The sequence below is a fragment of the Serinicoccus hydrothermalis genome (assembly GCF_001685415.1).
In the GTDB taxonomy this organism is placed as follows: Bacteria; Actinomycetota; Actinomycetes; order Actinomycetales; family Dermatophilaceae; genus Ornithinicoccus; species Ornithinicoccus hydrothermalis.
This window is the reverse complement of sequence record NZ_CP014989.1, coordinates 326149-350104: the sequence shown is the minus strand read 5'-3', so window position 1 is coordinate 350104 and position 23956 is coordinate 326149. Positions and strand designations below refer to the sequence as shown.

The 23956-nt window shown below is 73.3% G+C and carries 28 protein-coding genes, 1 tRNA gene and 1 pseudogene; 16 read left to right on the top strand and 14 right to left on the bottom strand.

What is annotated here, in order from left to right; all coding sequences use genetic code 11:
* Nucleotides 1–2 precede the first annotated feature (2 nt).
* Nucleotides 3–440, bottom strand: a complete 438-nt coding sequence (locus SGUI_RS01600; RefSeq protein ID WP_157621691.1) for a DUF6328 family protein — start codon at nucleotides 438–440, stop codon at nucleotides 3–5.
* Between the two features lie 503 nt (nucleotides 441–943).
* Here SGUI_RS01600 and SGUI_RS18375 point away from each other — a divergent pair.
* Both SGUI_RS18375 and SGUI_RS01590 read left to right on the top strand, forming a co-directional pair.
* Nucleotides 944–1147: pseudogene (locus tag SGUI_RS18375) on the top strand (hypothetical protein); the annotation flags it as partial.
* Nucleotides 1148–1364: 217 nt separating this feature from the next.
* Complete coding sequence (locus SGUI_RS01590) at nucleotides 1365–1898, top strand: hypothetical protein (protein ID WP_066635411.1); 534 nt, start codon at nucleotides 1365–1367, stop codon at nucleotides 1896–1898.
* 7 nt (nucleotides 1899–1905) lie between these two features.
* Here SGUI_RS01590 and SGUI_RS01585 read toward each other — a convergent pair whose 3' ends face one another.
* Together SGUI_RS01585 and SGUI_RS01580 are read right to left on the bottom strand one after the other, a co-directional pair.
* A complete protein-coding gene (locus tag SGUI_RS01585; protein ID WP_066635408.1) occupies nucleotides 1906–3036 on the bottom strand; it encodes a vWA domain-containing protein in 1131 nt (376 codons plus the stop codon).
* A 10-nt stretch (nucleotides 3037–3046) separates the two neighbouring features.
* The gene (locus SGUI_RS01580) at nucleotides 3047–3943 is read right to left on the bottom strand and encodes an AAA family ATPase (RefSeq protein ID WP_066642583.1); all 897 of its coding nucleotides are present in this window, start codon (nucleotides 3941–3943) and stop codon (nucleotides 3047–3049) included.
* 126 nt (nucleotides 3944–4069) lie between these two features.
* On the opposite strand from SGUI_RS01580, the gene SGUI_RS01575 reads away from it, so the two are divergent.
* Both SGUI_RS01575 and SGUI_RS18330 read left to right on the top strand, forming a co-directional pair.
* Nucleotides 4070–4417 carry a GntR family transcriptional regulator gene (locus SGUI_RS01575; protein WP_157621690.1) on the top strand — a complete coding sequence of 116 codons (348 nt, stop codon included), beginning with the start codon at nucleotides 4070–4072 and terminating at the stop codon, nucleotides 4415–4417.
* 52 nt (nucleotides 4418–4469) lie between these two features.
* Nucleotides 4470–4646, top strand: coding sequence for a hypothetical protein (locus tag SGUI_RS18330; protein WP_335675526.1), 177 nt, complete (start codon nucleotides 4470–4472; stop codon nucleotides 4644–4646).
* Nucleotides 4647–4837: 191 nt separating this feature from the next.
* On the opposite strand, the gene SGUI_RS01565 is transcribed toward SGUI_RS18330, so the two are convergent.
* Complete coding sequence (locus SGUI_RS01565) at nucleotides 4838–5443, bottom strand: nucleotidyltransferase family protein (protein WP_066635400.1); 606 nt, start codon at nucleotides 5441–5443, stop codon at nucleotides 4838–4840.
* 159 nt (nucleotides 5444–5602) lie between these two features.
* Between SGUI_RS01565 and SGUI_RS01560 the strand changes: the two genes are divergently transcribed.
* Nucleotides 5603–6811 carry an NAD(P)/FAD-dependent oxidoreductase gene (locus SGUI_RS01560; RefSeq protein WP_066635397.1) on the top strand — a complete coding sequence of 403 codons (1209 nt, stop codon included), beginning with the start codon at nucleotides 5603–5605 and terminating at the stop codon, nucleotides 6809–6811.
* Nucleotides 6812–6889: 78 nt separating this feature from the next.
* Here the strand turns inward: SGUI_RS01560 and SGUI_RS01555 are convergent, their stop codons facing one another.
* A complete protein-coding gene (locus tag SGUI_RS01555; protein WP_066635394.1) occupies nucleotides 6890–8242 on the bottom strand; it encodes an MBL fold metallo-hydrolase in 1353 nt (450 codons plus the stop codon).
* 112 nt (nucleotides 8243–8354) lie between these two features.
* Here SGUI_RS01555 and SGUI_RS01550 point away from each other — a divergent pair, with 112 nt between their 5' ends.
* The 5 genes from SGUI_RS01550 to SGUI_RS01530 are packed head-to-tail and all read left to right on the top strand — an operon-like array spanning nucleotide 8355 to nucleotide 11462.
* Complete coding sequence (locus SGUI_RS01550) at nucleotides 8355–8939, top strand: rhodanese-like domain-containing protein (RefSeq protein ID WP_066635391.1); 585 nt, start codon at nucleotides 8355–8357, stop codon at nucleotides 8937–8939.
* Nucleotides 8936–9706: a sulfite exporter TauE/SafE family protein gene (locus tag SGUI_RS01545; RefSeq protein WP_418314014.1), complete on the top strand. Its 771-nt coding sequence runs from the start codon at nucleotides 8936–8938 to the stop codon at nucleotides 9704–9706. Before SGUI_RS01550 ends, SGUI_RS01545 begins: the two co-directional genes overlap by 4 nt.
* A 38-nt stretch (nucleotides 9707–9744) precedes the next feature.
* Nucleotides 9745–10482, top strand: coding sequence for a GntR family transcriptional regulator (locus tag SGUI_RS01540; RefSeq protein WP_191090933.1), 738 nt, complete (start codon nucleotides 9745–9747; stop codon nucleotides 10480–10482).
* Between the two features lie 15 nt (nucleotides 10483–10497).
* Nucleotides 10498–10866: a hypothetical protein gene (locus tag SGUI_RS01535; protein WP_066635387.1), complete on the top strand. Its 369-nt coding sequence runs from the start codon at nucleotides 10498–10500 to the stop codon at nucleotides 10864–10866.
* A complete protein-coding gene (locus tag SGUI_RS01530; protein ID WP_066635385.1) occupies nucleotides 10863–11462 on the top strand; it encodes a pentapeptide repeat-containing protein in 600 nt (199 codons plus the stop codon). Before SGUI_RS01535 ends, SGUI_RS01530 begins: the two co-directional genes overlap by 4 nt.
* A 105-nt stretch (nucleotides 11463–11567) precedes the next feature.
* On the opposite strand, the gene SGUI_RS01525 is transcribed toward SGUI_RS01530, so the two are convergent.
* Nucleotides 11568–12506, bottom strand: a complete 939-nt coding sequence (locus SGUI_RS01525; protein ID WP_157621689.1) for a DUF559 domain-containing protein — start codon at nucleotides 12504–12506, stop codon at nucleotides 11568–11570.
* Between the two features lie 171 nt (nucleotides 12507–12677).
* On the opposite strand from SGUI_RS01525, the gene SGUI_RS01520 reads away from it, so the two are divergent.
* Nucleotides 12678–13418: a VOC family protein gene (locus tag SGUI_RS01520; protein WP_066635383.1), complete on the top strand. Its 741-nt coding sequence runs from the start codon at nucleotides 12678–12680 to the stop codon at nucleotides 13416–13418.
* 62 nt (nucleotides 13419–13480) lie between these two features.
* Here SGUI_RS01520 and SGUI_RS01515 read toward each other — a convergent pair.
* Together SGUI_RS01515 and SGUI_RS01510 are read right to left on the bottom strand one after the other, a co-directional pair.
* Nucleotides 13481–13564 (bottom strand) — tRNA-Leu (locus SGUI_RS01515).
* A 57-nt stretch (nucleotides 13565–13621) separates the two neighbouring features.
* A complete protein-coding gene (locus SGUI_RS01510; RefSeq protein WP_066635380.1) occupies nucleotides 13622–15031 on the bottom strand; it encodes a DNA polymerase IV in 1410 nt (469 codons plus the stop codon).
* A 77-nt stretch (nucleotides 15032–15108) separates the two neighbouring features.
* On the opposite strand from SGUI_RS01510, the gene SGUI_RS01505 reads away from it, so the two are divergent.
* From SGUI_RS01505 to SGUI_RS01495, 3 genes are all read left to right on the top strand, one after another.
* Nucleotides 15109–15639, top strand: coding sequence for a YbhB/YbcL family Raf kinase inhibitor-like protein (locus tag SGUI_RS01505; protein WP_066635377.1), 531 nt, complete (start codon nucleotides 15109–15111; stop codon nucleotides 15637–15639).
* A complete protein-coding gene (locus tag SGUI_RS01500) occupies nucleotides 15636–16190 on the top strand; it encodes a YbaK/EbsC family protein (protein WP_066635374.1) in 555 nt (184 codons plus the stop codon). The genes SGUI_RS01505 and SGUI_RS01500 overlap by 4 nt, the downstream gene beginning before the upstream one ends.
* Nucleotides 16191–16260: 70 nt before the next feature.
* Complete coding sequence (locus SGUI_RS01495; protein WP_066642574.1) at nucleotides 16261–17244, top strand: bile acid:sodium symporter family protein; 984 nt, start codon at nucleotides 16261–16263, stop codon at nucleotides 17242–17244.
* Here the strand turns inward: SGUI_RS01495 and SGUI_RS01490 are convergent.
* Genes SGUI_RS01490 through SGUI_RS01475 form a run of 4 tightly spaced genes read right to left on the bottom strand, consistent with a single transcriptional unit; the run spans nucleotide 17229 to nucleotide 20417 of the window.
* Complete coding sequence (locus SGUI_RS01490) at nucleotides 17229–17975, bottom strand: class I SAM-dependent methyltransferase (RefSeq protein ID WP_083190416.1); 747 nt, start codon at nucleotides 17973–17975, stop codon at nucleotides 17229–17231. The genes SGUI_RS01495 and SGUI_RS01490 overlap by 16 nt on opposite strands.
* The gene (locus SGUI_RS01485; RefSeq protein ID WP_418314007.1) at nucleotides 17972–18826 is read right to left on the bottom strand and encodes a TrmH family RNA methyltransferase; all 855 of its coding nucleotides are present in this window, start codon (nucleotides 18824–18826) and stop codon (nucleotides 17972–17974) included. Before SGUI_RS01485 ends, SGUI_RS01490 begins: the two co-directional genes overlap by 4 nt.
* Nucleotides 18823–19587 carry a sulfite exporter TauE/SafE family protein gene (locus tag SGUI_RS01480; protein ID WP_066635371.1) on the bottom strand — a complete coding sequence of 255 codons (765 nt, stop codon included), beginning with the start codon at nucleotides 19585–19587 and terminating at the stop codon, nucleotides 18823–18825. The genes SGUI_RS01485 and SGUI_RS01480 overlap by 4 nt, the downstream gene beginning before the upstream one ends.
* Entirely contained in the window at nucleotides 19584–20417 is an 834-nt protein-coding gene (locus tag SGUI_RS01475) for an ABC transporter ATP-binding protein (protein WP_066635368.1), read from the bottom strand. Before SGUI_RS01475 ends, SGUI_RS01480 begins: the two co-directional genes overlap by 4 nt.
* A gap of 44 nt (nucleotides 20418–20461) precedes the next feature.
* Between SGUI_RS01475 and SGUI_RS01470 the strand changes: the two genes are divergently transcribed.
* Nucleotides 20462–21226, top strand: coding sequence for a hypothetical protein (locus SGUI_RS01470; RefSeq protein WP_066635365.1), 765 nt, complete (start codon nucleotides 20462–20464; stop codon nucleotides 21224–21226).
* A 118-nt stretch (nucleotides 21227–21344) separates the two neighbouring features.
* Nucleotides 21345–22184, top strand: a complete 840-nt coding sequence (locus tag SGUI_RS01465; protein WP_066635362.1) for an extensin family protein — start codon at nucleotides 21345–21347, stop codon at nucleotides 22182–22184.
* Nucleotides 22185–22226: 42 nt separating this feature from the next.
* Here the strand turns inward: SGUI_RS01465 and SGUI_RS01460 are convergent, their stop codons facing one another.
* Nucleotides 22227–22613 carry a four-helix bundle copper-binding protein gene (locus tag SGUI_RS01460; protein ID WP_066635359.1) on the bottom strand — a complete coding sequence of 129 codons (387 nt, stop codon included), beginning with the start codon at nucleotides 22611–22613 and terminating at the stop codon, nucleotides 22227–22229.
* Nucleotides 22614–22664: 51 nt separating this feature from the next.
* On the bottom strand, nucleotides 22665–23912 hold the full coding sequence (gene glgA, locus SGUI_RS01455) for a glycogen synthase (protein WP_066635357.1): 1248 nt from the start codon (nucleotides 23910–23912) through the stop codon (nucleotides 22665–22667).
* Nucleotides 23913–23956 lie beyond the last annotated feature (44 nt).

Here is a 23956-nt window from a genome sequence, read left to right as displayed (position 1 = left end):
GACTACGCGCCGCGCTCCGCGGCCCTCCGCACGGCGTAGGGCACCGCGCCCCAGACCCCGCCGAACACGACGACGGCCACGACCGCGGCCACCACGCCGGCGGTGTCGTCGAGCACGACGCTGACGATGAGACAGAGCACCGTCGCCATGGTGAGACCGAGCAGCACGAGACCGACCCGCGTCAGCCGGTGCGACACGACGACCAGCTGCTCCTTGAGGTGGTGCCGGAAGAGCACCCGGTGCGCGCTGACCGGGGCGACCAGCACGGCCGTGGTGGCCACGGCCAGGGCCACGGCGAGCAGGAAGAGGCCGCGCTGGTAGGCCTCCAGGTCGGTGAACCGCGCCTGGAACGGCAGCGTCAGCAGGAAGCCGGCCAGGATCTGGGTGCCGGTCTGCAACACGCGCAGCTCCTGGAGGAGGTCGAGGAAGTTGCGGTCCATCCGCTCTTCCGTCGTCTCCGTGCGACCGAGTCCCCTGTCGTCCCCCGCGTCGGGGTGAGACGTGCTCATCCCGGAACGGACCGGCTGCCGTGGACGTCCTGCATGTCCAGGACGGTAGGGCATGGGGCCGCGGTCAGCGACCGTGACAAGCCGCACCCCGGCATCCTGGTCCCGTGGGTGTCGCGAGGGGTGCCGACTCCCACGGGACTGTGATGGCCGCTACCGAGCCGGCGAGCCGTGTTGGGCGCGACGTCGCGGGCGGACCTGATATCTCTCCGGTTTGCCGTCACACCGCCGTGCGGGGCGGCGCCCTCCATGACCACCACCCCCCTGCCGACCACCGTTCTTCGGGCCGTCGTGCTGGCCCGGGCCCTCCTGGTGGCCCAGCCCGCCGGGCCGGCCCACGCCACCCAGGACCGACTACGTGCCCGGCGAGGTGATCCTGCGCGACGAGCCGGGAGCCCGGGACCAGGTGACCGTCGTGCCCCCCGAGGACGTGACGCATGAGGAGACGGAGGACCGGGTCCGCGAGTTCGCGGAGTCGAACCGGCTGGAGGCCGTCGACGTCGATGTCGTCGGCAACTCCGGTCCGGACACGTTGCGGGTGCAGGTCACCACCCCGGTCCCGCGGCGGCAAGGTGGTCAACGCCGCCATCAGCGGGGTGCTGCCGCAGCTGCGCTACGTCTTCGTCACCCACCACGCGCTCGAGGTGCTGAGCGAGGAGGACCTCGAGGCCGTCATCGCCCACGAGGTGGGGCACGGCAAGGGGCACCCTGCAGCAGCACCCTGGGCTCGAGTGAAGCATCGCGCGCCTGCGGTCCTGATCGAGCAGCGAGGTACCCGCCGACGGGTGAGAGCGGGCAGCGCCCGGCTGTGTCGCGAAGTCCCGCTCCAGCGCGGCGCGGTGGCTAGGATCCCTGGGTATGGGGATCACAGAGACGTTCTACGAGCGGGTGGGCTGGGCAGCCGAGGGCAGCGGCTACGAGGTCCTGCGCACCGAGGAGGGGTTCGACGTCCGGCGCAACGTCGTCGATGCCCGCTGGGTGGCCATGCTGCACCAGGCGCAGGTGCGCGAGGTCATCGTCCATCACGTCGCGGTCGACGAGCCGAGCAACAGCTACACCATCAGCGACGACGTCTACGGGCTGGAGTGGCAGGCGGGCGTCGACGGGACCCCGCAGGCGGTCCTGAGCTTCCAGGCGAGCCGCACGCGCGGCACCGTCAAGTCCGTGGGCTTCCGCAAGGAGTGGGCCTTCATGCCCGACGGTGGGCTGGAGAAGGTCGTCGACTACACCTACAACACCGAGGACGGGCGTCGCCTCATCACCGGTCCCGCCCGCGAGCTGGGCCTGCGGCGGCAGATGGACACCTGGACGAAGGTTGGGCTCATCGTGGGAGCCATCGGAGCCGCCGGGGGTCTGCTTGCGCTGGTCCTCGTCCTGGTGTTCGTCCTCTGAGCGAGTCTCAGGCCTCCGCGATCACGTCCAGCAGCTCCTCGAAGGCGGCCAGGGAGTGCCCCGCGACGAACTCGTCGACGTGCGGCAGGGCCGCGACGATCCCGGCCTGGACCGGGGCATACCCGGCCTTGCCGCGGTGCGGGTTGACCCAGATCACCCGGTGCGCCAGCGCGCGCAGCCGCCGCATCTGCTCGCCGAGCGCCTCCGGCGCCTGACGCTCCCACCCGTCGCTGAGCACCACCACGACCGCGCCGCGGGCCATGCCCCGGCGTCCCCAGCGACGCAGGAAGACGTCGACCGCCTCCCCCAGCCGTGTGCCGCCGGACCAGTCCGGCACCGTCTCCCCCGCCGCGAGCAGGGCGCGGTCCGGGTCCCGCTCGCGCAGCGCCCGGGTCACGTGGGTCAGCCGGGTGCCGACGGTGAAGACCTCGGTCGTGGCCGGGCTGGACTGCACGACGGTGTGCGCCAGCCGCAGCAGCGCGTCGGCGTAGGAGCTCATCGACCCCGACACGTCCACGAGCAGCACGACCCGGCGACGGCGCATCGCCTTGTCACGCCACCGGATCCGCGTCGGCTCGCCGAGGTTGCGCAGGTGCGCGCGCACCGTCGCCCGGCCGTCCACCTCGCCCCGTCGCGCCCGGGTATGCCGTCGCGCCGGCCGGGTGGGCGGGCGCGGCCGCAGCGTGGCGAACTGCCGGCGCAGCGCGGCCCGGTCGGCCGGCGCCAGACCGGCGACGTCGCGGTGCCGCAGCACCTCCTGCGCGGAGGCGGCGGCCCGGACCACCTGCTGCTCCTGCTCGCCCGGGCCCTCGCCCCCGGCCGGCTCCTCCAACGAAGCCTGCACGGTCGTGGGCGCCGGGGGCTCGTCGTGGCTGACGGCGTGCATCGGGCGCCCGCCGAACCAGCCGGTGAAGACCTGGTCGTAGGCGGCGAGGTCCGCCGGGGAGGCGGTGAGCGTCGCCCGCCCGGCCCAGTAGACCCCCCGCCGGTCGCCCAGACCCGTGGCGGCGCAGGCGCGCAGGAAGGTCCGCTCCCGGTCCGCCGTCACGGGCAGGCCGGCCGCGCGGCAGGCGCGGGCGAAGCCGCCTAGGGTCTGCCCGATGCCCCACGAAGGTGAGGGCTCCGCTGGCTCGGTCACGGCATACCCCTCAGCGGGTGAGCATCCGGTCGAGCGCGACGCGCACCCGCTCTGCGTCCTCGCGGTACTTCACGGCGGCACCCATCGTCGTGGCAGCGACCTCGGGGTCCAGCCGGCTCTGTCCGAGCGCGGTCAGCGCGCGCGCCCAGTCCAGCGTCTCGGCGACCCCAGGGGGCTTGACCAGGGTCTCGTCGTCCCGGAGCTGCTGGACGAGGGTCACCACCTCGCGTGCCAGGGTCTCCTCCACCTCGGGGAGCCGGGCGCGCACGATCGCCAGCTCGCGCTCCAGCCCGGGGTGCTCGATCCAGTGGTAGAGACAGCGGCGCTTGAGCGCGTCGTGCAGCTCCCGGGTCCGGTTGGAGGTGAGCACGACGAAGGGGGGCGTCTCGGCGGCGACGACGCCCAGCTCGGGGATGCTCACCGACCACGTCGAGAGCACCTCGAGCAGGAAGGCCTCGAACTCGTCGTCGGCACGGTCGATCTCGTCCACGAGCAGCACGCAGGGCGCCGCCCGCAGCGCCTGCAGGACCGGGCGGGCCTGGAGGAAGCGCTCGTCGAAGAGCTCGGCCTCGAGCTCCTCCACCCGCTGCCCCGCCGTCGCCTTCTGCGCGAGCGCCTCGACGGCACGCAGGTGCAGGATCTGCCGCGGGAAGTCCCAGTCGTAGAGCGCCTGGCTCGCCTCGATCCCCTCGTAGCACTGCAGCCGGATGAGCGGCACGTCGACGAGATCGGCCATCGCCTCGGCCAGCGCCGTCTTGCCGGTCCCCGGCTCCCCCTCCAGCAGCAACGGCCGCTGCAGCGTGTGCGCCAGCCAGGTGACCGTGGCGAGCCCGTCGTCCGCGAGGTATGCCGTCTCCGCCAGCGCGTCGCTCAGCGTGTCCGGGCTGGTCAGGGGGTCGGGCTGCATGGCGCCAGCATCGCCGACGCGCTGCGGGTTGTCCACGGCGGGGCACTTGTCGGCCCTCGGGTGTCATAGTTGGCCCGTGAGCAGCGCGACGCAGAGGGGCCCGGCCTCGGTCTGGCCGGTCCACGCATGCTGATCCGGATCGACCCCGACTCGGGCGCCCCCGTCTTCGAGCAGATCGTCGACCAGGTGGTCGCGGGCGTGCGGGCGGGCGATCTCGTCACGGGCGAGAAGCTGCCCCCGGTCCGCCAGCTCGCCGGTGACCTGGGGATCGCCCCCAACACGGTGGCGAAGGCCTACCGCCAGCTCGAGGAAGAGGGCCACGTCGAGACGCGAGGTCGCGGCGGCACCCTGGTACGGGACGAGCTGGCCCCGGCCCTGCCCAGCCGCGGCGCCGCCGAGGACTTCGCCCGCTCCGCCCGCGCGGCCGGTCTCGACCTGTCCCAGGCGATCGGGCTGCTCCGCCGGAGCTGGTGATCTGACCGCGCGTCTTCCCCAGGTGTCCGGCAGCCGCACCTAGCCTGCTCGTGTGCGCAGTCGCAGCCGAAACGCCAGGTATGCCCGACGCCGGGCCGTCCGGATGGCGCGGGTGGAGCATGACCTGAGCGGCGAGCAGTGGTCCGCCCTCAAGGATGCCTGGGGCGGGTGCGCCTACTGCGGGACCCCCGACGGCCCGCTGCAGAAGGACACGATGCTGCCTGTCTGACGAGGTGGTCGTTACACGCTGGGCAACGTCGTCCCGGCCTGTCGGTCGTGCAACGCGAGCAAGTGCAACGCCGAGCTGACGAGCTGAATGCGGCGCAAGAAACTCGACGAGGGCGCCTTCCTGCTGAGGCACGCACAGGTGGTCACGGTCCTGACCCGGGACGAGGTGCCCTGAGCTCGGCCGTCGCCGGATCAGATCCCTCCCTGCTGCTCGTCGACGTCGCGCCCGCTCGCCAGGTCGCCGCACTCGACCAGCGCGGGCCGGGCGCGCCGCAGGTAGGCCCGCGCTCCCGCGTCGCCACTCGCCCCGCCGAGCACCTGCTGCCAGTGCTCCTGCCCGATCGACACGGGGTGGCCGGGCGTGCCCCGGTATGCCGCCCGCGCCAGCGTCGACGGGCGTGCCCCGCCCTCGTCGAGGAGCCGGGCGACCACCTCGGCGCCGACATCGGGCAGGTCCACGAGGTGCACGACGGCGAGCAGTGGCACGGTGCGCCCGCGGGAGACCAGCGAGGTCAGGCCCGCACGCAGCGACTCCCCCATCCCCTGCTCCCACGTGCCGCAGAACGTCGTCGCGACCCGCTGCATACCCTCCGCATCGGCGAGCACCCGCTCGACCCCGTCCGCCTCGGCGCCGGTCACCACGAGCACGTCGCCGCAGCCGCCGTCGAGGAGCGCGCGGGCCGAGCGCACCACCCACGCCTCGCCGTCGCTTCTGGCCAGCGCCTTGGGCCCGCCGTAGCGGCGCCCCGCCCCCGCGGCGAGGAGCAGGCCGGTGGTGCGGGCGGACGGCGCGGACATGGCGACCAGTGTGCCGTGCCTGCCGCACGCCGCCCGGCACGGGTCGCAGCCCACGGCGCGACACGAGATCGACGACCCCTCCATAAATGTCCGTACATCAGGTAGCGTGAGCCGCGGGCGACGACGCCGAGTGCTCGCCCCCCCGACCGAGGAGAGCCCATGGACCAGCCCGCCACGCACCACCACGTCCTCATCGTGGGAGGAGGCACGGCCGGCATCAGTGTCGCGGCACGCCTGCGGCGCAAGGGTGTCCAGGGCATCGCGGTGATCGAGCCGTCCGAGACGCACGACTACCAGCCCCTGTGGACCCTGGTCGGCGGTGGCTGCGCCACGGCCGCCCAGACCCGGCGGGCCGAGGCGGGTCTCATCCCCGAGGGGGTCGTCTGGGTCCGGGCGAGCGCCGTCGGCGTCGACCCGGAGAGCAAGGTCGTGACCCTAAACGACGGCGCGCGCCACGGCTACGAGTACCTCGTCATGGCGCCGGGCATCCAGCTCGACTGGGACCGGATCGACGGACTCACCGAGACCCTGGGCCAGGACGGCGTCTCCAGCAACTACCGCTACGACCTGGCCCCGAAGACCTGGGACTTCATCCGGACCACGCGCTCGGGCTCAGCGGTCTTCGGTATGCCCTCCGGCCCGATCAAGTGCGCGGGAGCGCCGCAGAAGATCGCCTACCTCGCCTGCGACTACTGGCGCCAGCAGGGCGTCCTGGACCAGATCGAGGTGCACCTCGTCCTCCCCACCCCGGGGATGTTCGGCGTGCCGGTCTTCGCGCAGGCGCTGGAGAAGGTGGCCCGCGACTACGGCATCACGGTCCACCTCCAGTCCGAGGTCACCGTGGTCGACTCCGCGGCCCGCACGGCCACGGTCACCGACCTCTCGGGCGAGGGGACGGACCGGACGCTGCCCTACGACGTGATGCACCTGGTGCCGCCCCAGTCGGCGCCCGACTGGGTGAAGGCCTCCCCGCTGGCCGCGGCGGACAACCCGGACGGCTACGTCAGCGTGGACAAGCACACGATGCAGCACACGGCATACCCGGACGTCTTCGCGCTGGGCGACGCCGGCTCCACGCCGAACTCCAAGACGGGTGCGGCCATCCGCAAGCAGGCTCCGGTCCTGGTGGAGAACCTGCACGCGCGAATGCTGGGCGGCCAGCCGACCGCCTCCTACGACGGGTATGCCTCGTGCCCGCTGACCACCTCGCGCCGCACCATGCTGCTGGCCGAGTTCGACTACTCGATGGAGCCGGCCCCGACCTTCCCGATCATCGATGCCACGAGGCCGCGGCGCGACATGTGGTACCTCAAGAAGTACGGCCTGCCCGCGATGTACTGGAACGGCATGCTCAAGGGCGTGGCCTGACCGCAGATCCCCCCAGACGGCCGAGAGGCTGCCCCGTCTCCCCTGCAGACGGAGCAGCCTCTCGGCGTCTTCTGGACCTCAGCTCGCGAGGGGCACGCCCGCGGCCTCGGCATCCCCGAAACCCGCGTCCACGTGGACCGGCGAGCCACCGGCACGCTGGATGAGGCTGGCGGCCACGCCGGCGCGGTAGCCCGAGCCGCAGTGCACCCAGACGGTGCCGGTCGGCACCTCGTCCATGCGGGTCAGCAGCTCGTGCAGCGGCACGTTGACCGCGCCCTCGACGTGCGAGGCGGCGAACTCGTCGGTCCGGCGCACGTCGAGCACGGCCTCGTCCGCGCCGCGCTCCTGGAGCATCTGCTCCCAGCCGACCCGGGGGTAGGACGCGGTGGCGGCGTCCGGGGCGAGCTGCGCGGGGTCGGTGCCGAGCGCGGCGTCCGGGGAGTCGATGCCGATGCGGGACAGGTCGCGGATGGCGGCCTCGACCTGCTCCCGGCTACCGGCCAGCGTGATGCGGTCGTTCCACGGCAGCACCCAGCCCAGGAAGGTGGTGAAGCTGGCCCCGTTGCCGTACTCGAAGCTCACCGCGCCCGAGAGGTGGCCATCGGCGAAGGCCACGCGCTCGCGCAGGTCGACGACCCACTCCCCCTGCTCCAGGCGCCGGGTCAGCTCCTCGGCGTCCAGCGGCTCGGGGACGGCCAGGTCGACCGGCTGCGGTCCCTTGAGGTTGGCCGGACCCATATGCGCGTAGTAGGTCGGGTAGGCCGTGAGGTTGGCGATGAGCTGCTCGACGAAGTGGGCCTCGTCCTGGTCAGTCAGGGCGTGGTTGTGCTCCCGCTGCTCGGCGATCGTCGAGCTCTCGGCACCCGTCGCCGGCCCGCTGGAGCAGAACGAACCGAAGCCGTGGGTGGGGTAGAGCGCGGCGTCGTCCTGGGACTCCCCCACGAGCCGCCGCACGGAGGCATACTGCGCGTGCGTGAGCTCGGTCGTCTTGGCTGGCGCGACGAGGTCGGTGCGCCCGACCGAGCCGAAGAGCAGGCTGCCGCCGGAGAAGACCGCCTGCTCGCCCTCGTGGGTGACGACGTAGGACAGGTGGGTCTCGGTGTGACCCGGCGTGGCGACCGCCTGCACCTGCAGCCCGCCGACGGCCACGCTCTCGCCGTCGCTGATCGGGGTGCGGTCGAACTGCACCGGGTCGGCGGCGTTGACGAGGTATGCCGCTCCCGTCGCCCGGGCGAGCTCGAGCCCGCCGGTGACGTAGTCGTTGTGGATGTGCGTCTCCGCGACGTGGGTGATCCGCACCCCGGCCTGCGCTGCGGCTGCGGTGACGCGGTCGATGTCGCGTTGCGGGTCCACGACCAGGGCCACCTCGCCGTCGTGCACGAGGTAGGACCGGTCGCCCAGGGCGGAGGTGTCGATGACGGTGACGTCCATGAGGGGTGCTCTCTCTCCTTCGGTTTGGCGGCGTACCTAAATGTACGTACTATTGCTGCCAGGTGCAACAGCACCACCCCTGCACATCTTCCCCACCACTCGAGGAGCGAACGTGAGCAACACCCCCGCCAGCACGAGCACGACCGTCGACGCCCAGTGGCTCGCCGAGCGCCGCGCCGCCGGAGCCGACCTGCTCGTCCTGGACGTCCGCACCCCCGCCGAGTTCGAGTCGGCCCACATCGAGGGCTCCTACAACGTGCCGCTGGACACGCTCAAGGAGCACCGCGCCGACATCGCCCGGCACCTGGACACCGACGTCGTGCTCGTCTGCCGGTCCGGCGCCCGGGCGGAGCAGGCCGACGTCACCCTCAGCGCCGCCGGCAGCGACAACCTCCACGTCCTGCGCGGCGGGATGGGCGCCTGGGAGAGCTCGGGCCAGCGGGTCGTCCGCGGCGCCCAGCGCTGGGAGCTGGAGCGCCAGGTCCGGCTCGTCGCCGGCGGCATCGTCCTCTCCAGCATCCTCACCAGCACCGTCGTCCCGAGGGCTAAGTGGGTCGCCGGCGGTATCGGCGCCGGCCTCACCTTCGCCGCGCTGAGCAACACCTGCGCGATGGGGATGCTGCTCTCCAAGCTGCCCTACAACCAGGTCAAGGGGACCGACCCGGCCCAGCTCGTCGCCCAGCTGACCGGACGCTGACCGTGCTCGTCCTCGTCCTTCTCCTCGCCGCGCTCGTCGGGGTCACCCTCGGCCTGCTCGGCGGCGGCGGCTCGATCCTCATGGTGCCGCTGCTCGTCTACGTCGCCGGGATGGAGACGAAGGAGGCGATCGCCACCTCGCTGCTCGTCGTCGGCGTGACCAGCGCCGTGGGTGCGGTCTCGCACGCCCGGGCCGGGCGGGTCCAGTGGCGGACCGGGCTCGTCTTCGGCGTGGCGGGGATGGCGGGGGCGTATGCCGGTGGCCGGCTCGCCGCCTACGTGCCGGGCCACTGGCTGCTCGTCGGCTTCGCGGCCATGATGCTCGCCACGGCCTTCGCCATGCTGCGGGGACGCCGCGAGGTGGACCCGCGCAAGGTGCACGACCACCTCCCCGTGCCCCAGGTCGTCCTGGAGGGGCTGGTGGTCGGGCTGGTGACCGGCCTGGTCGGCGCGGGCGGCGGCTTCCTCGTCGTGCCGGCGCTGGCCCTCCTGGGCGGCCTGCCGATGCCGGTGGCCGTGGGGACCTCGCTCGTCGTCATCGCCATGAAGTCCGCTGCGGGCCTGGGCGGATACCTCGCCTCGGTCCACATCGACTGGACCACGGCCGGTCTGGTGACGGCCGCGGCCGTGGTCGGCGCCCTGGTCGGCGGCCCGCTCGCCGGCCGCATCAGGCCCGACCGGCTGCGCACGATGTTCGGGTGGTTCGTGCTGGTCATGGCGGCGTTCATCATCCTGCAGGAGGTCGTCGTCCCGGCCCTGGCACGGTGACCTCTCCTCGTGAACCTCCCGTGGCTACCCTGGATGGAGTGAGACTCGACCGGACCAGCGCACAGCCGCTCTGGGCACAGCTGCACGCGGACCTGCTGCGGCGCCTGGAGGCGGGCGAGTTCACCCGGGGGTTCCCGGCCGAGGGAGAGCTGCGCGAGGAGTATGCCGTCTCCCGGCATACCGTCCGCGAGGCGCTGCGCCGGATCCGCGCCGCCGGCCTGGTGCGCTCGGGCCGGGGCCGGCGCAGCGAGGTGCTGGCGACCACCATCGAGCAGCCGCTGGGCGGGCTCTACTCGATGTTCGCCGAGGTGGAGGCGCGCGGGATGCGGCAGACGAGCCGGGTGCTCTCCTGCGGTGTGACCCGCGAGGTCCGCGCCGCGCAGGCCCTCGGCCTGCCGCCGCAGACCGACCTCTTCGGGCTGCAGCGGCTGCGCCTCGCCGACGACGTGCCCCTGGCCCACGACTGCGTCTGGATGCCGGCGTCGCTGGCCGGCGACCTCGTCGGCACGGACTTCACCCGGACCGCGCTCTACGAGGAGCTGGAGCGGCACGGCGTCGCCCGCCCTGACGGCGGGTACGAGCGGATCGCCGCCGCCGTCCTCGACGACGAGCTCGCCGAGCTGCTCGAGGTGGACCCACCGGCCGCCGGCCTGGTCATCGAGCGCACCGGGACCCTGCAGGGGTCGCCCGTCGAGTGCCGACGGACCACGGTGCGGGCCGACCGCTACGCCCTGACCCTCTCCTTCGACGCCGACGGCTTCACCGTCGGACGCTAGGTGCAGGATGTCCCCATGAGCATCGTGGTGGACCTGGAGGAGCTGGGCGAGGCGCTGGGGCGGCACCCCACGGCATACCTCCTGCTGTCGGGCGAGGACCGGCCGCACGTGGGCGAGGTCGAGGTGACCATGCGCGCGGACGTCCTCGTCGTCGACCGTCCTGGTCGCACCGCGCTGCGCACCGTGCCCGCGCGGCCCCAGGTCACGTTGCTGCTGCCGCCGGCGCAGGTCGACGGCTACACCCTCATCGTCGACGGCGAGGCGGCCCTGGTCGGCGACGAGCTGCACGTCGAGCCGAGCCACGCCGTGCTCCACCGCCGCCCCCGGCCGGACTCGCCGCCGTCGGCGACGGACTGCGGCAACGACTGCCAGCCGCTGTCGTGAGCGGCGAGGAGGTTGCGGGGGTCACGATCCTCGACGAGGACTGGTATGCCCGCGAGCTCACCGGCGGCTCGTGGCGCGACTGCGTCCTGCGCGAGGTCGACCTCACCGAGGCGGTGACGTCCGGCGCCCGCTTCACGGACTGCACCTTCGACCGGTGCCGGCTCAACGCCTCGGTGCACCGGCAGAGCGCCTTCGTGGCGTGCACTTTCACCGACACCTCCTTCTTCGACGCGACCCTCGAGGGGTGCCGGCTCGACGGGTCGAGCTTCACGGGGTGCGACCTGCGACCGATCACGGTGACCGGCGGCTCCTGGTGGGGCGTGTCGCTGCGCGGTGCCGACCTGCGCGACCAGGACCTGGCCGGCCTGCGGCTCACCGAGGCCGACCTGACCGAGGCCGACCTGCGCAAGGCCTCGCTGCGCGGCAGCGACCTCGCCGGCGCGGTGCTGCGCTCGGCCCGGCTCGACGGGGCGGACCTGCGGGAGACGAGCCTGGTCGGCGCCGACCTCTCCGACGTCTCGATCCGGGGCGCCCGCCTCGACCTGGCCGGCGCGCTGGCCCTCGCCGAGTCGCTCGGCGCCGTCGTCGAGACCTGAGGGGTGCCGCCGCGGCCTTCCGTCCCCCCGACGCGCCCGCGCGGAGCGGCTCAGGTACGCACGTGCGTACCTGAGCCGTTCGCGTCTGGTGTGTCGCCGGGACGGTCAGGTACTCGAGCGCCACGGCTGCTCCGGGAAGTGCTCGGCGAAGGCCGCCGGGGGCACGGGCGGCAGCGGCTTGTCGTAGCCGTGCGCCGCGAGGATGCCCGCGATGCGCCGTACGGTCGCCCACGGGGTGGCGTGGACGTCCGGGCTGCGCAGCACCACGAGCCGCCATCCCTGGTCGTCGAGCCACTCGCGGCGCGAGATGTCGTGCCCCCACTGTGCGGGGTCTGCGGCGTGGTGCCGCCCGTCGTACTCGATCGCCACCTTGAGCTCGGGATAGGCGAGGTCCAGCCGGTAGCGGGTCTGACCCCCACGGTCCACGAAGGCGACCTGCATCCTGGGCTCGGGGAAGCCGGCCAGCACGAGCAGCAGCCGGACCTTGGTCTCCATCGGCGACTCCGCACCGCGACGGACCAGCGCTGCCGCCCGACGCGCGAGGGGTATGCCGCGGCTCTCCGCCGCCTCGACCAGCGCATTCGGACTGGCGTGCCCGCGGTGCACGAGCGAGTCACCCAGGACGACGAGGTCCACGAGGGTGAGGTCGTGCGCGAGGTCGAGGAAGGTCTGCGCAGCGGTCGTGACCCGGATCCCGCGGTAGAGGCAGCTGGTCGCCGCGGCGTCGACGTGCCACTGCAGCCCCTGCCTGCGCCGCCGATCCTGGGCGCGACCGATCGTGAGGTGCACGCGGGGAGAGTCGGGGACCACGGCGCCGTAGAGCCGAGCCGCGGAGTGATGGCTGACCACCGCATCCGGCGCGACCAGCAGAGCCGCCCGCGCGAGGAGGTGAGCGGTGACGGTCACCTCCGCCAGCACCCGGACGCTCCCGAGGAGACGTCGGAACTCCGGGCCGTCGAGCGTGTGCTTGGACATGCCCGCCCGCAACCCCTCCTGCCTGAGGAAGGGTCGGGTGAGGTCCGGCCGAGGCGGGGCTTCGCGCATACCCTCACCGTGCCCGAGGCGGTCACCACGGCGCAGAAGTTTTCCACAACCCGCCCGGGGTACCGGATCTTCCGGCGACGCTCCCGTCCCGAGCGGCTCAGGTACGCACGTGCGCACCTGAGCCGTTCGCGGCCGGTGCGTCGTCGGCCAGGACCCGCGCGACGCGCCGCGATGAGTCCGACCGCCGGCGGCGGTCCCACCGCCATGGACATCACACGGGACATCTCCAGCGTGACCGTCGTCGTCGAGGACCTGGACCGCGCGCTCGCCTTCTACCGCGACGTCCTCGGCTGCGAGGTGCGCACGGACACCGAGCCGTTCCCGGGGGTGCGGATGGTCGAGGTCGCACCTCCCGGCTCCGCCGTCGGGGTCGCGCTGCTCACCCGTGAGGGTGGCCTCCCCCTGGGCGTGCGCTACTGGATCGACGACGCCGACCTGGCCCACCGTGAGCTCCGCGAGGCCGGGGTGCACCTGCACGAGGAGGTGCTGCGGCTGGAGGGTATGCCGCCGATGTTCACCTTCGACGACTCCGAGGGCAACACCGTCATCCTGCTCGAGCGGGACCAGGCCTCCGCCGCCGTGACCGACGTGGTCGCCTGCCTTCCCGTGTCCGACCTGGACCGGGCCGCGGAGTTCTACCGAGCCGTCCTCGGGAGGGAGCCTGACGCCCGCCCCATGCCGGGCCTCGCGGAGTGGCACGACCGGTCGGGGTCGCTGCAGGTGACCCTCGACGAGCGGCGCGCGGGAGGGGGTCTGGTCACGATCACGGTCACCGACCTGCGCCGGACCGCTGCGGACCTGGCCGCCGCGGGTGTGGAGCTCGAGGTGCGCGAGGGCACCGCCGTGGCCGGCTTCGCCTCGGTCGAGGACCCCGACGGCAACCTGCTCACGCTGGTGCAGGCCGCGGGCTGAGGCACGGGAAAGGCCCCCGGACCGTGGGTCAGGGGGCCTTCGGCGTCCGTTGCTGGACGACGTGTCCGGAGGGGGACTTGAACCCCCACGCCCGTTAAGGGCACTAGCACCTCAAGCTAGCGCGTCTGCCATTCCGCCACCCGGACAGGTGTGCCGCTGCGGCACCCGTGGGGAGTGCGCAACGACCGTCAAGGCTAGCACGCTCACGGGGGTGGATCACGCCAGTCCGGGGGTTCGGCCTGGTGCAGCGCCGGGTCGCCCTCGGCAAAGCTCCGCACGGGGCCCGGGACTGTCCGCGGACCCTCGAAACGGACCGTCACGACACCCCGCCCGCTCCCCCACACCCAGCCCGCGCCGTGCTCGTCGTGTCGCACGTCCTGCCCCGTGCGCCAGCCCGGCAGCATCCGTCCCGCCACGGCCCGCGGCACCTCTGCCTCATCGCCGTCGTCGACCACCGTCGTCCCGTCCGCGTCCTCCTCCAGCGCGCCCACCGCGTCCGGCAGCGCCGCGTCCCCCAGCAGCGGGTATGCCGTCTCCAGCGCCAGCTCCTCCTGCGCGTGGGCGGTGAGCCCGGCGACGCCGAGCCCCAGCAGCCGCAGGCCGGAGGTCACGTCGACCGAGCGGAGCAGCCGTCGGCCCTCGCGCAGGATGATCGCCGCGTCACCGGTCGCGAAGGGCAGGGTGCCCGACCGGGTCTGCGTCGTGAAGTCGTGCTGCCGCGCCTTGACCGTGATGGTCCGCGCGAAGACGCCGGTCCGCTCCAGCCGCCCCGCCAGCCCGCGCGACATGCGCCTCAGCTCCGACTCCAGCGCGGCCCGGTCGGACACGTCGTTCTCGAAGGTCTCCTCCACCGAGATCGACTTGGCCTCCCGCTCCACGACCACCGCCCGCTCGTCCTCGGCCCGCGCCAGCCGGTGCAGGGCCGCACCGTGCGCCGTCCCGAAGATCGAGACGAGGTCGGGCTCGGACATGCGGGCGAGGTCGGCCACCGTGTCCACCCCGAAGCCGTGCAGGCGCGAGGCGGTCGCCGGACCGATCCCGGGGATGGCGCGCACCGACAGCGCGTGCAGGACCTCCAGCTCCTCCCCCGGCCGCACCAGCGTCACCCCGGCCGGCTTGTCCATCTCGCTGGCGAGCTTGGCCATCATCTTGGTGGTCGCCAGGCCCACGGACGCGGTCAGCCCACCGGTCGCCTCCGTGATCCGCCCGAGCAGCTCCCGGCACCAGGCCTCGACGTCGTCCTCCCAGCCCAGCGATCCGGCCGGCCGGCCCAGGTCGACGTAGGCCTCGTCGACCGACACCTGCTCCACCAGCGGGGAGCAGCCGCGCAGGATCTCCATGACGACCTCCGAGCTGGCCCGGTATGCCGCGTAACGGCCGGCCAGGAAGGCCGTCCCCGCCGGGCAGCGCCGCCGTGCCTCGATGGTGGGCATCGCGGAGCGCGCACCGAAGCGCCGGGCCTCGTAGGAGGCGGTCGCGACCACCCCCCGACCGCCCAGGCCGCCGACGATGACCGGCCGCCCCCGAAGCGACGGCTTGTCGCGCTGCTCCACCGCCGCGAAGAACGCGTCGAGGTCGAGGTGCATGATGCACCGACGCGGGTCCTGCGGCATACCGTCCACTGTGTCACGGGGCACCGACATGCCGGGACGACATGCACCGCCCGGGCCGCTCGCGTTAGGTTCGGGCCATGGATCTCGACCGCACCCTTGCCCCGCACCCGATCGACACCCTGCCGGCCGCGCCGGCATCGCTGGAGGTGACCAGCGAGGACTTCGCCGACGGCGAGGCGCTGCCGGACAGCGCCGGGTACGGCCACGGCAACACCTCGCCCCAGCTGTCCTGGTCCGGCGCACCCGAGGGCACGAAGTCCTACCTCATGGTCTGCCACGACCCGGACGCGCCCGTGGTGGGCGGCTTCTCCCACTGGGCCATCATCGGCATGCCCGCCGACGTCACCAGCCTGGCCGCCGGTGCCGGCGAGTACGGCAACCAGCACGGCGAGGGCGCCTTCACCCTGGCCAACGACTTCGGCACCAAGGACTGGGGCGGCTGCGCGCCGCCGGAGGGCGACGTGCCGCACCGCTACGTGTTCACCGTGTGGGCGCTGGACACCGACGACACCGGCCTGGACGCCTCCAGCTCGGTCGCGAAGGCCCAGTTCATGACCCTCGGCAACGTGCTGGCCCGCGGCTCGATCACCGGCACCTACCAGCTGTGACCCTCACCTGGACCCCTGCCCTCGACCGGCCCGACCTGCTCGCGGAGCCGGTGCGGGCGGCGCTCGAGGGTCTGCGGAGCGACCCCGCCGGCACCGATGTCGACGCCGTCGAGGTCGCCGAGATCGACCCCGACCAGGCGGACACGGCGGTGCTGGTGGAGGCGACCGGGTGGGCCATGGAGGACATGGCCAACTGCATCGTCGTCGCCGGGGCGCGCGCCGGCGAGGAGCGGGTGTGCGCCGCGCTCGTGCTCGGGCATACCCGCGCCGACGTCAACAAGACCATCCGCAAGGCACTCGACGTGCGCAAGTGCTCGTTCATGAGCATGGACGACGCCGTGGAGCGCACCGGGATGGAGTACGGCGGCATCACCCCGGTCGGCCTGCCGCAGGACTGGCCCGTCCTCGTGGACAGCCGCGTGCTCGACCGCTCCCAGATCGTCATCGGCTCCGGCGTCCGCCGCAGCAAGCTGCGCCTGCCCGGTGCCATGGCGGCGCAGCTGCCCGGTGCCCAGGTGGTCGAGGGACTGGCCCTGGAGATCCCCGCCTGACGCACGGAACATCCGGCGGGTCCGCCGCGCGCCTCGCGCGCCGTCGGTCGATCTGCGCCAGTCTGTGGCCGTGAGCATCCTCGACAGCACACCGCCCTCGGCCTCCCAGGCGGAGGACCGCAGCGCCTACCGCGCGGTCACCCTGTTCCCGGTCCTCGTCCTGGTGGCCGGCATCCTCGGGTATGTCTTCGCCGGGCCGATCTCGGGCGGCGCCGGGCTCATCACCCCGCTGCTCGGGGTCATCATGTTCGGGATGGGGCTGACCCTCACGTTGCCGGACTTCGCGCTGGTGCTGCGCCGGCCGCTGCCGGTGCTCCTCGGCGTGGGCGCGCAGTACGTCGTCATGCCCCTCGTCGGCCTGCTCGTCGTCACGGTGCTGCGTCTCCCGGACGAGATCGCCGCCGGCGTGATCCTCGTCGGCTGCGTCCCGGGTGGCACGGCAAGCAACGTGGTGGCCTACCTCGCGCGGGCCGACACGGCGCTCTCGGTGACGATGACCTCGGTGTCGACGCTGCTGGCCCCCGTGCTGACCCCGCTGCTGACGCTGTGGCTCGTCGGGGAGCGGCTACCGGTTGACGGCTGGGGCATGGCCCGCACGATCGTCGTCATCGTCCTCGTACCGGTCGTCCTGGGTCTGCTGGTCCGTCTGCTCCTGCCGAGGCTGGTGCGTCGGGTGCTCCCGGCCATGCCGTGGTTCTCCGTCCTGGTGATCTGCGTCGTCGTGGCGATCGTCGTCTCGTTGTCGGCGGACCGGCTCGTGGAAGCCGGTCTGCTGGTCACCGCGGCGGTGATCCTGCACAACCTGCTCGGTCTGGGCATCGGCTACGGCATCGGCCGGGTGACCGGGGTGGGTGAGCGCTCGGCCCGCACGATGGCGATCGAGGTCGGTATGCAGAACTCCGGCCTCGCCTCGGGCCTGGCCGCCACCTTCTTCACCCCAGTCGCCGCCCTCCCCGGAGCGGTCTTCTCGGTCTGGCACAACCTGTCCGGGGCCACGCTCGCCGGCTGGTTCCGTCGCCGTGACGCCCGTGCTGCCGCTCAGCCGCGGGCGTAGCGGTCCACCGTGGTGACGTAGGGCACCTCGACGCTCTGCCCACCCGGGGCGTCCCGGAAGTGCCGGGCCAGCGCCTGCTCCACCTCGTGGTCGATGTCCCGGCGCTCGGCCACGGTGCCTTCCAAGTAGTAGGAGCGGGTCCGCACGACGAGTCGCAGGTCGTCCAGGGCCACCGTGTCGGTCCACCGCACCAGGTCGCGCCTGCGCGGGCCGAACGTTCCGCCCGGTTCGCCGCGTGCGGCCACGCCCCCGTCCGGCCCGGGCTGCCAGGCCCGTTCACTGCTGTGCATGGCGCGTTCGACGTCGACCATCCAGGGGACGGTGTCGTCGAACATGTTCCACACCGTCGCCAGCACGCCGCCGGGGCGGAGCAGCCGCGCCGCCTCGACTCCCGCGCGCTCAGGGTCGGTCCAGTGCCAGGACTGGGCATACGTCACGAGGTCGGCGGAGCCCTGCGGCAAGCCGGTCGCCTCGCCGGTGCCCGGGAGCACCTCCACCCCGGGCAGCGCCCGGCGCAGCGTCTCCCGCATGGCTCCCGACGGCTCGACCGCCCGCACCCGGTGACCGCGAGCCATGAGCAGACGGGTCAGCTTGCCCGTGCCCGCGCCCACGTCCACGACATCCGCCCCGCGCCCGGGAGCCAGCAGGTCCACCGCGGCGTCCGGGTACGAGGGCCGCAGGCGCTCGTAGTCGTCACCACCCTCGGCGAAGCTGCCGACCAGACGCGTCAACGAGTTCCTCGCTCCCGCAAAGCCCAGAAGGCCACGGCGCTGGCGGCGGCGACGTTGAGGCTGTCGACTCCCCCGCCCATCGGGATCCGCACGGTGACATCGGCGCTCTCCACGGTGCGCGGCGACAGGCCGTCGCCCTCGGTGCCGAGCACGAGCGCCAGGCGGTCCGGCGGGTCCGCCTCGAGGTCCTCCAGGCTCACCGCGTCGTCGGCGAGCGCCAGGGCGGCGACGGTGAAGCCCAGCCCGCGCAGCGACTCCACCCCACCGGGCCACGGGTCGATCCGGGTCCACGGCACCTGGAAGACCGTGCCCATCGACACCCGCACCGCGCGGCGGTAGAGCGGGTCGGCGCAGCGCGGGGTGACGAGCACGGCGTCGACACCCAGCGCCGCCGCCGAGCGGAAGGCCGCCCCGACGTTGGTGTGGTCGACGACGTCCTCCAGCACGGCGACCCGTCGCGCGCCGTCCACCACCTGCGCGACGTCGGGGAGCTCGGGCCGGTGCATGGCGGCGATCGCCCCGCGGTGCAGGTGGAAGCCGGTCATCTCCTCGATGACAGAGGCGGTCCCGACATACACCGGTGTGCCCGCCGCCAGGGCGGGCCCGACGAGCTCGGTCAGCTCGGCGGCCCAGCGCGGGGTGAGCAGCAGAGAGCGCATCCGGTGGCCCGCCGCGAGCGCCCGTCGGATGACCTTGTCGGACTCGGCGAGGTAGAGGCCCTCGGCCGGCTCCAGGACGCGGCGCAGCGCCACGTCGGTGAGCCGGAAGTAGTCGCGCACCCGGGGGTCGCGCGGGTCCTCGACCCAGGTCACGCCGTCCGGGACCGGCGGCCGGTCGGGAGCACGGCTCACGTGACCAGCAGGTTGACGATGGCTACGGTGCCGATGACGACGATGACGGCCCGCAGCACGTTGGGGGGCATACGACGCCCCACCCGCGCACCGATGAGCCCGCCCAGCAGCGAGCCGATGCTGATGAGCAGCACCACGACCCAGTCGACGAGCTCGGGCGCCACGACGAGGAAGACGAGCGCCGCCACGAGGTTGGCGATGGTGGCGAGGACGTTCTTGATCCCGTTGATCTGCTGCAGCCCGAGCGGCAGCAGGATGCTCATGATGCCCAGGAGCAGGACTCCCTGGGCCGCGCCGAAGTAGCCGCCGTAGACGCCCGCGAGCAGGATGCCCACGATGAGCGCCACCCAGCGGCCCGGGGTGATCCGGTCGGCGTGCTGCCGGGCGGCCCAGCGCTGCAGCCGTGGCCCGAAGACCACGAGGAGCAGCGCGATGAGGATGAGGACGGGCACGATCGTCTCGAAGGCGGCCGGGGGCAGCCACAGGAGCAGCAGCGCACCGATGACCGAGCCGAGCAGGCTCGCCGGCCCCAGCCGCCGCAACATCGGCCCGAGCGAGCGCAGCTCGTGACGGTACCCCCACGTCCCGGTCAGCCCGCCGGGCACCAGGCCGAGCGAGTTGGACACGTTGGCGGACACCGGCGGGTAGCCGAAGAGCAGCAGCGTCGGGAAGGTGACCAGCGTGCCGGATCCGACGATGGTGTTGATGGTCCCCGCCGCCAGCCCCGCGAGGATGATCGCGACGACCTCGAGGGCGCTCACCGCGGTGCGTCGCCCGCAGCAGCGCCGGCGGCCGCGGCGTCACCGGTGGCGGCGGCACGGGCGGCCCACCGGTCCCCGTGCCGGTCGACGACGAGCGGGAGCCCGAAGGTCTCCGAGAGGTTCTCCGCGGTGAGCGTGAGCTCGATCGGCCCCGCGGCGACGACCCGCCCCTCGCGCAGCATGAGGATGTCGGTGAAGCCGGGCGGGATCTCCTCGACGTGGTGGGTCACCAGCACGAGTGCCGGTGCATCGAGGTCCTGCGCCAGCACGCTGAGGCGGCCCACGAGGTCCTCCCTGCCGCGCAGGTCGAGGCCGGCGGCCGGCTCGTCGAGCAGCATGAGCTCGGGGTCGGTCATGAGGGCCCGGGCGATCTGCACCCGCTTGCGCTCGCCCTCGGAGAGCGTGCCGAAGCGGCGGGTCGACAGGTGCGCCACCCCGAGCGCCTGGAGCAGCTCGGCGGCGCGCTGCTCGTCGGACTCGTCGTACTGCTCGCGCCACCGGCCGACCACGCCGTAGGCCGCGGTGACGACGACGTCGCTCACCCGCTCCTCGGCCGGGATGCGGTCGGCCACCGCGGCGCTGGAGACGCCGATGCGGGGCCGCAGCTCGAAGACGTCGACCGCTCCGAGCACCTCACCGAGGACGCCGGCGACACCGGTCGTCGGGTGCATCCGGCCCGAGGCCAGCTGCAGCAGCGTGGTCTTGCCGGCGCCGTTGGGCCCGATGACGACCCACCGCTCACCCTCCTCGACCGACCAGTCGACCCCGCTGAGCAGGTCGGTGGTGCCACGGCGGACACCCACGCCGGCGAATTCGAGGACGTCGCTCATGGCCGCCCACTCTAGTCGGCGCACCGGCGCCTACGATCGCCCCCATGCCCGACCACGAGCTCCCCGCCAGCGTGCGCGTCGCGCTCTGGGCGACCGCCGCCTTCGCCGGGCGGATCGACGTCTCCGGGGTGGCCCCGCGCGCCCTCCCCGACCTGGACCACGTCGAGGGTCTCGAGGCCCCGCTGGCGATGTGGCAGAGCCTGGGCGAGCGTGCACTGCTCGTCGCCCTGCCGCGCCCCGGGGACCTGTCCGGTATGCCCCGGGCCACCGGGGACCTGCACGCGGCGGCCGGCGCGGCCCGGGAGTGCGTCTTCATCCCCGGCCTCGGCGGCGCCCTCGTGCCGGAGTTCGAGCAGTTCGGCCCGGAGGGCGACCAGGGCTGGGCGGCACGCTTCGAGATCTACGGCGCCGACCCCTATCCGACGCACCGCGTGGAGGCGCTGGACCTGGGGCAGGTCGAGCTCTCCCTGCGCACCGAGCTCGCCGCCCTCACCGAGGACCTCGCCGCGGCAGGGGGTGCCCCCTTCGGCGCCTCGGCGGACCGTGCGCTGGACCGGCTGCGCGCGGTGGCGGACGCGGACCGCTGGGGTCTGCCCCCCGGCCTGCCGGGACGCGCGGAGCGGCTCATCGGGCTCGCCGCGACCGTCCTGCGCCTCACCGAGGCCGGTCTCGACCCCGGGCTGGAGTCGGTCGACCTGGCGACGACCAGCGCCCGCGGGCAGACCCTGCGGCAGCTGCACGCCCTGGCCAGCACCTCGCTCGCCGACGCCACCAACAACGCCGTGCTGCACCTGGCCGGCTGGCGCTGACCCGGCGCGGGCGGCTTGGCGAAGACTTTGCCAGATGCTGACGCTCCCTTTGCCCAGGAGTCTGTTTCCTCCCTAACGTGAGGTACGTCACAGTCACCAACGGGAGGGAACCCACGACATGGGACACCACGTCGAGCACGACCTGCGTTCGCCCAGCCGCCGCACGCTCCTCGGCGCCGCCGGGGTCGCCGGTGCGAGCCTGCTGGCGCCGGCGGGCCTGGCGCACGCGGCGCCGGAGGAGGTCCTGGCGCCGCCCCCGGGGCACGCGCCCAGCCGGCAGACGGCGCAGGCCCTGGCCCTCCAGACCTTCCAGAGGATCAACGGCGTCGAGGTCTACTACGGCAAGCAGACCTCGCCGCTACGCAACTGGAGCTGCACGGCGGGCTTCTACGACCGGCTGCAGGCCTGGATGAGGACGCTGTCGAACTGGTCGGCCCAGGCGGGGCACGGGGCGGTGCGCTCCATCGGCTCGGCCGGCTTCTACGTCAACAAGTCCGGGCAGCACGGCGCGGGCACCGCGATGGACCTCAGCATCGTCCGCTGGGCCGGGGGCCGGACCTCCAACATGTTCGACGGGGACCACGCCTCGGGCAACCGCACCCGCCGGCGGCGCTACTTCGCCGTCGAGGCGACGCTGCGCAGCCACTTCCGCTACGTGCTGGACGGCAACTACAACGCCGCGCACCGCAACCACTTCCACGCCGACTTCGGCGGGCTGCCGAACCGGCGGCTCCTGCACGGCTCGCGCTCGGACACCGTCTTCATGCAGGCGGTGTGCAACAACTTCCTCGGCTCCGGCATCGCCGTCGACGGGGCGTGGGGGTCGAACACGCAGCGCGAGGTGACCATGCTGAAGAACCGGCTCGGCGTCTCCGGCGACCTGCAGCGCGACCGGGGCAAGGTCAACCAGCTGCTCAAGGGCATCGCCCTGCACGGTTTCCGGGACCAGGCGATCTAGCGCCGGGCCCGCCGGCCCGGTCGCCGCTCGCGGTGGCCGGGCTCAGTCGGCGACGGCGAGCAGCGTCTCGCAGGCCTGCGCGCAGTCCCGGCAGGCCTGCGCGCACGCCGCGCAGTGGTCCATGTCGTGGCTGGCGCACTGGTCGGCGCACTCGCGGCAGACCGCGATGCAGGCGCGCACGACCTCCTCCCAGCTGTCGCCGTTGGGCCCCGGGCGGGACATGACGTCGGCGGCGGCGCGGCAGATCGAGGCGCACTGGTTGCACAGGTCGATGCAGCGGGCCATGCCGGCCGGGTCCTCGCCGTGCAGGCAGGCGTCGGCGCAGGTCGCGCAGGTCGACGCGCACGACGAGGCGGCCTCGATGGCGGCGCGCAGCTCGTCCAGGTCGAAGGTGTCGCGCGAGGGGTGGGTGCTGAGGATGTCGCTCATGGCCCGACGGTATGCCCGGTGCCACACCGCCCGCGCGCTGAAGCGGGAGGCTCAGCCGAGCTCGGGCAGGTCCGGCGCACGCCCCTCGAGCACCGCCCGGTAGACCTCGACGGTCCGCTCGGCCACGGTGGTCCAGGAGAACTGCTCGACCGCCCGGGCGCGGCCGGCCTCCCCGCGACGCTGCGCCTCCTGCCCGTCCGAGCAGGCCTCGACGAGGGCGCGGCCGAGGTCGGCGACGAAGGCGTCCTCGTCGACGGGGGTGCCGGTGCCGTCCTGCACCTGCTCGATGGGCACCAGCCAGCCGGTCTCCCCGTCCAGCACCACCTCGGGTATGCCGCCGGTCGCCGTCGCCACGACGGCCGCGCCGCAGGCCATGGCCTCGAGGTTGACGATGCCCAGCGGCTCGTAGACCGACGGGCAGACGAAGACCGTGGCGTGCGACAGGACCGCGATGACCTTGTCCCGCGGCAGCATGTCGTCGATCCAGACCACCGGGGCCGCCCCCTCGCCCCGCTCGTCGCGCAGCTGGTCCACCAGGGCGACGACCTCGGCCTTGATCTCCTCGGTGTCGGGAGCGCCGGCGAGCAGCACCACCTGCACGTCGTCGTCCAGCGCCCGCAGCGCCTTGAGCAGGAAGGGCAGCCCCTTCTGCCGGGTGATCCGGCCCAGGAACACCACGCTGCGCGCCTGCGGGTCGATGCCCTGGGAGCGCACGAACTCCGCCGCCTCCTCGCTCGTGTCGCGCTGCCACAGGTCGGCGTCGATGCCGTTGTGCACGACGTGGACCTTGTCCGGGTCGACCGAGGGGTAGGCCGCGAGGATGTCCCGGCGCATGCCGGCCGAGACCGCGATGATCCCGGCCGCGCCCTCGTAGGACACCTTCTCCGCCATGGAGGAGACGCCGTACCCGCCTCCGAGCTGCTCGGCCTTCCACGGCCGCAGCGGCTCCAGGCTGTGCGCGCTGACGACGTGCGGGATCTGCGCCAGCAGCCCACCCAGGTGGCCGCCCATGTTGGCGTACCACGTGTGGCTGTGGACCAGGTCCGCCCCGCCGTCCGCGACGTCGCGCGCCATGAGCAGGTCGACCCCCAGGGTGCGCAGCGCACCGTTGGCGTCCGCGAGGTCGGCGGGCACGGCATACCCCGTGGTGCCCGGCTCGTCGGCTGGCTCGTCGAAGGCCCTGACCTGCACCTCCATTGCGTCGAGCGAGCGCAGCGCCCGGGTCAGCTCCGCGACGTGCACCCCCGCGCCGCCGTAGACGTTGGGTGGGTACTCGCGGGTGAGGATGTCGATGCGCACGTGCCCAACGTATCCGCTGCACCCTCCCCTCGCCAGAGGTTGAC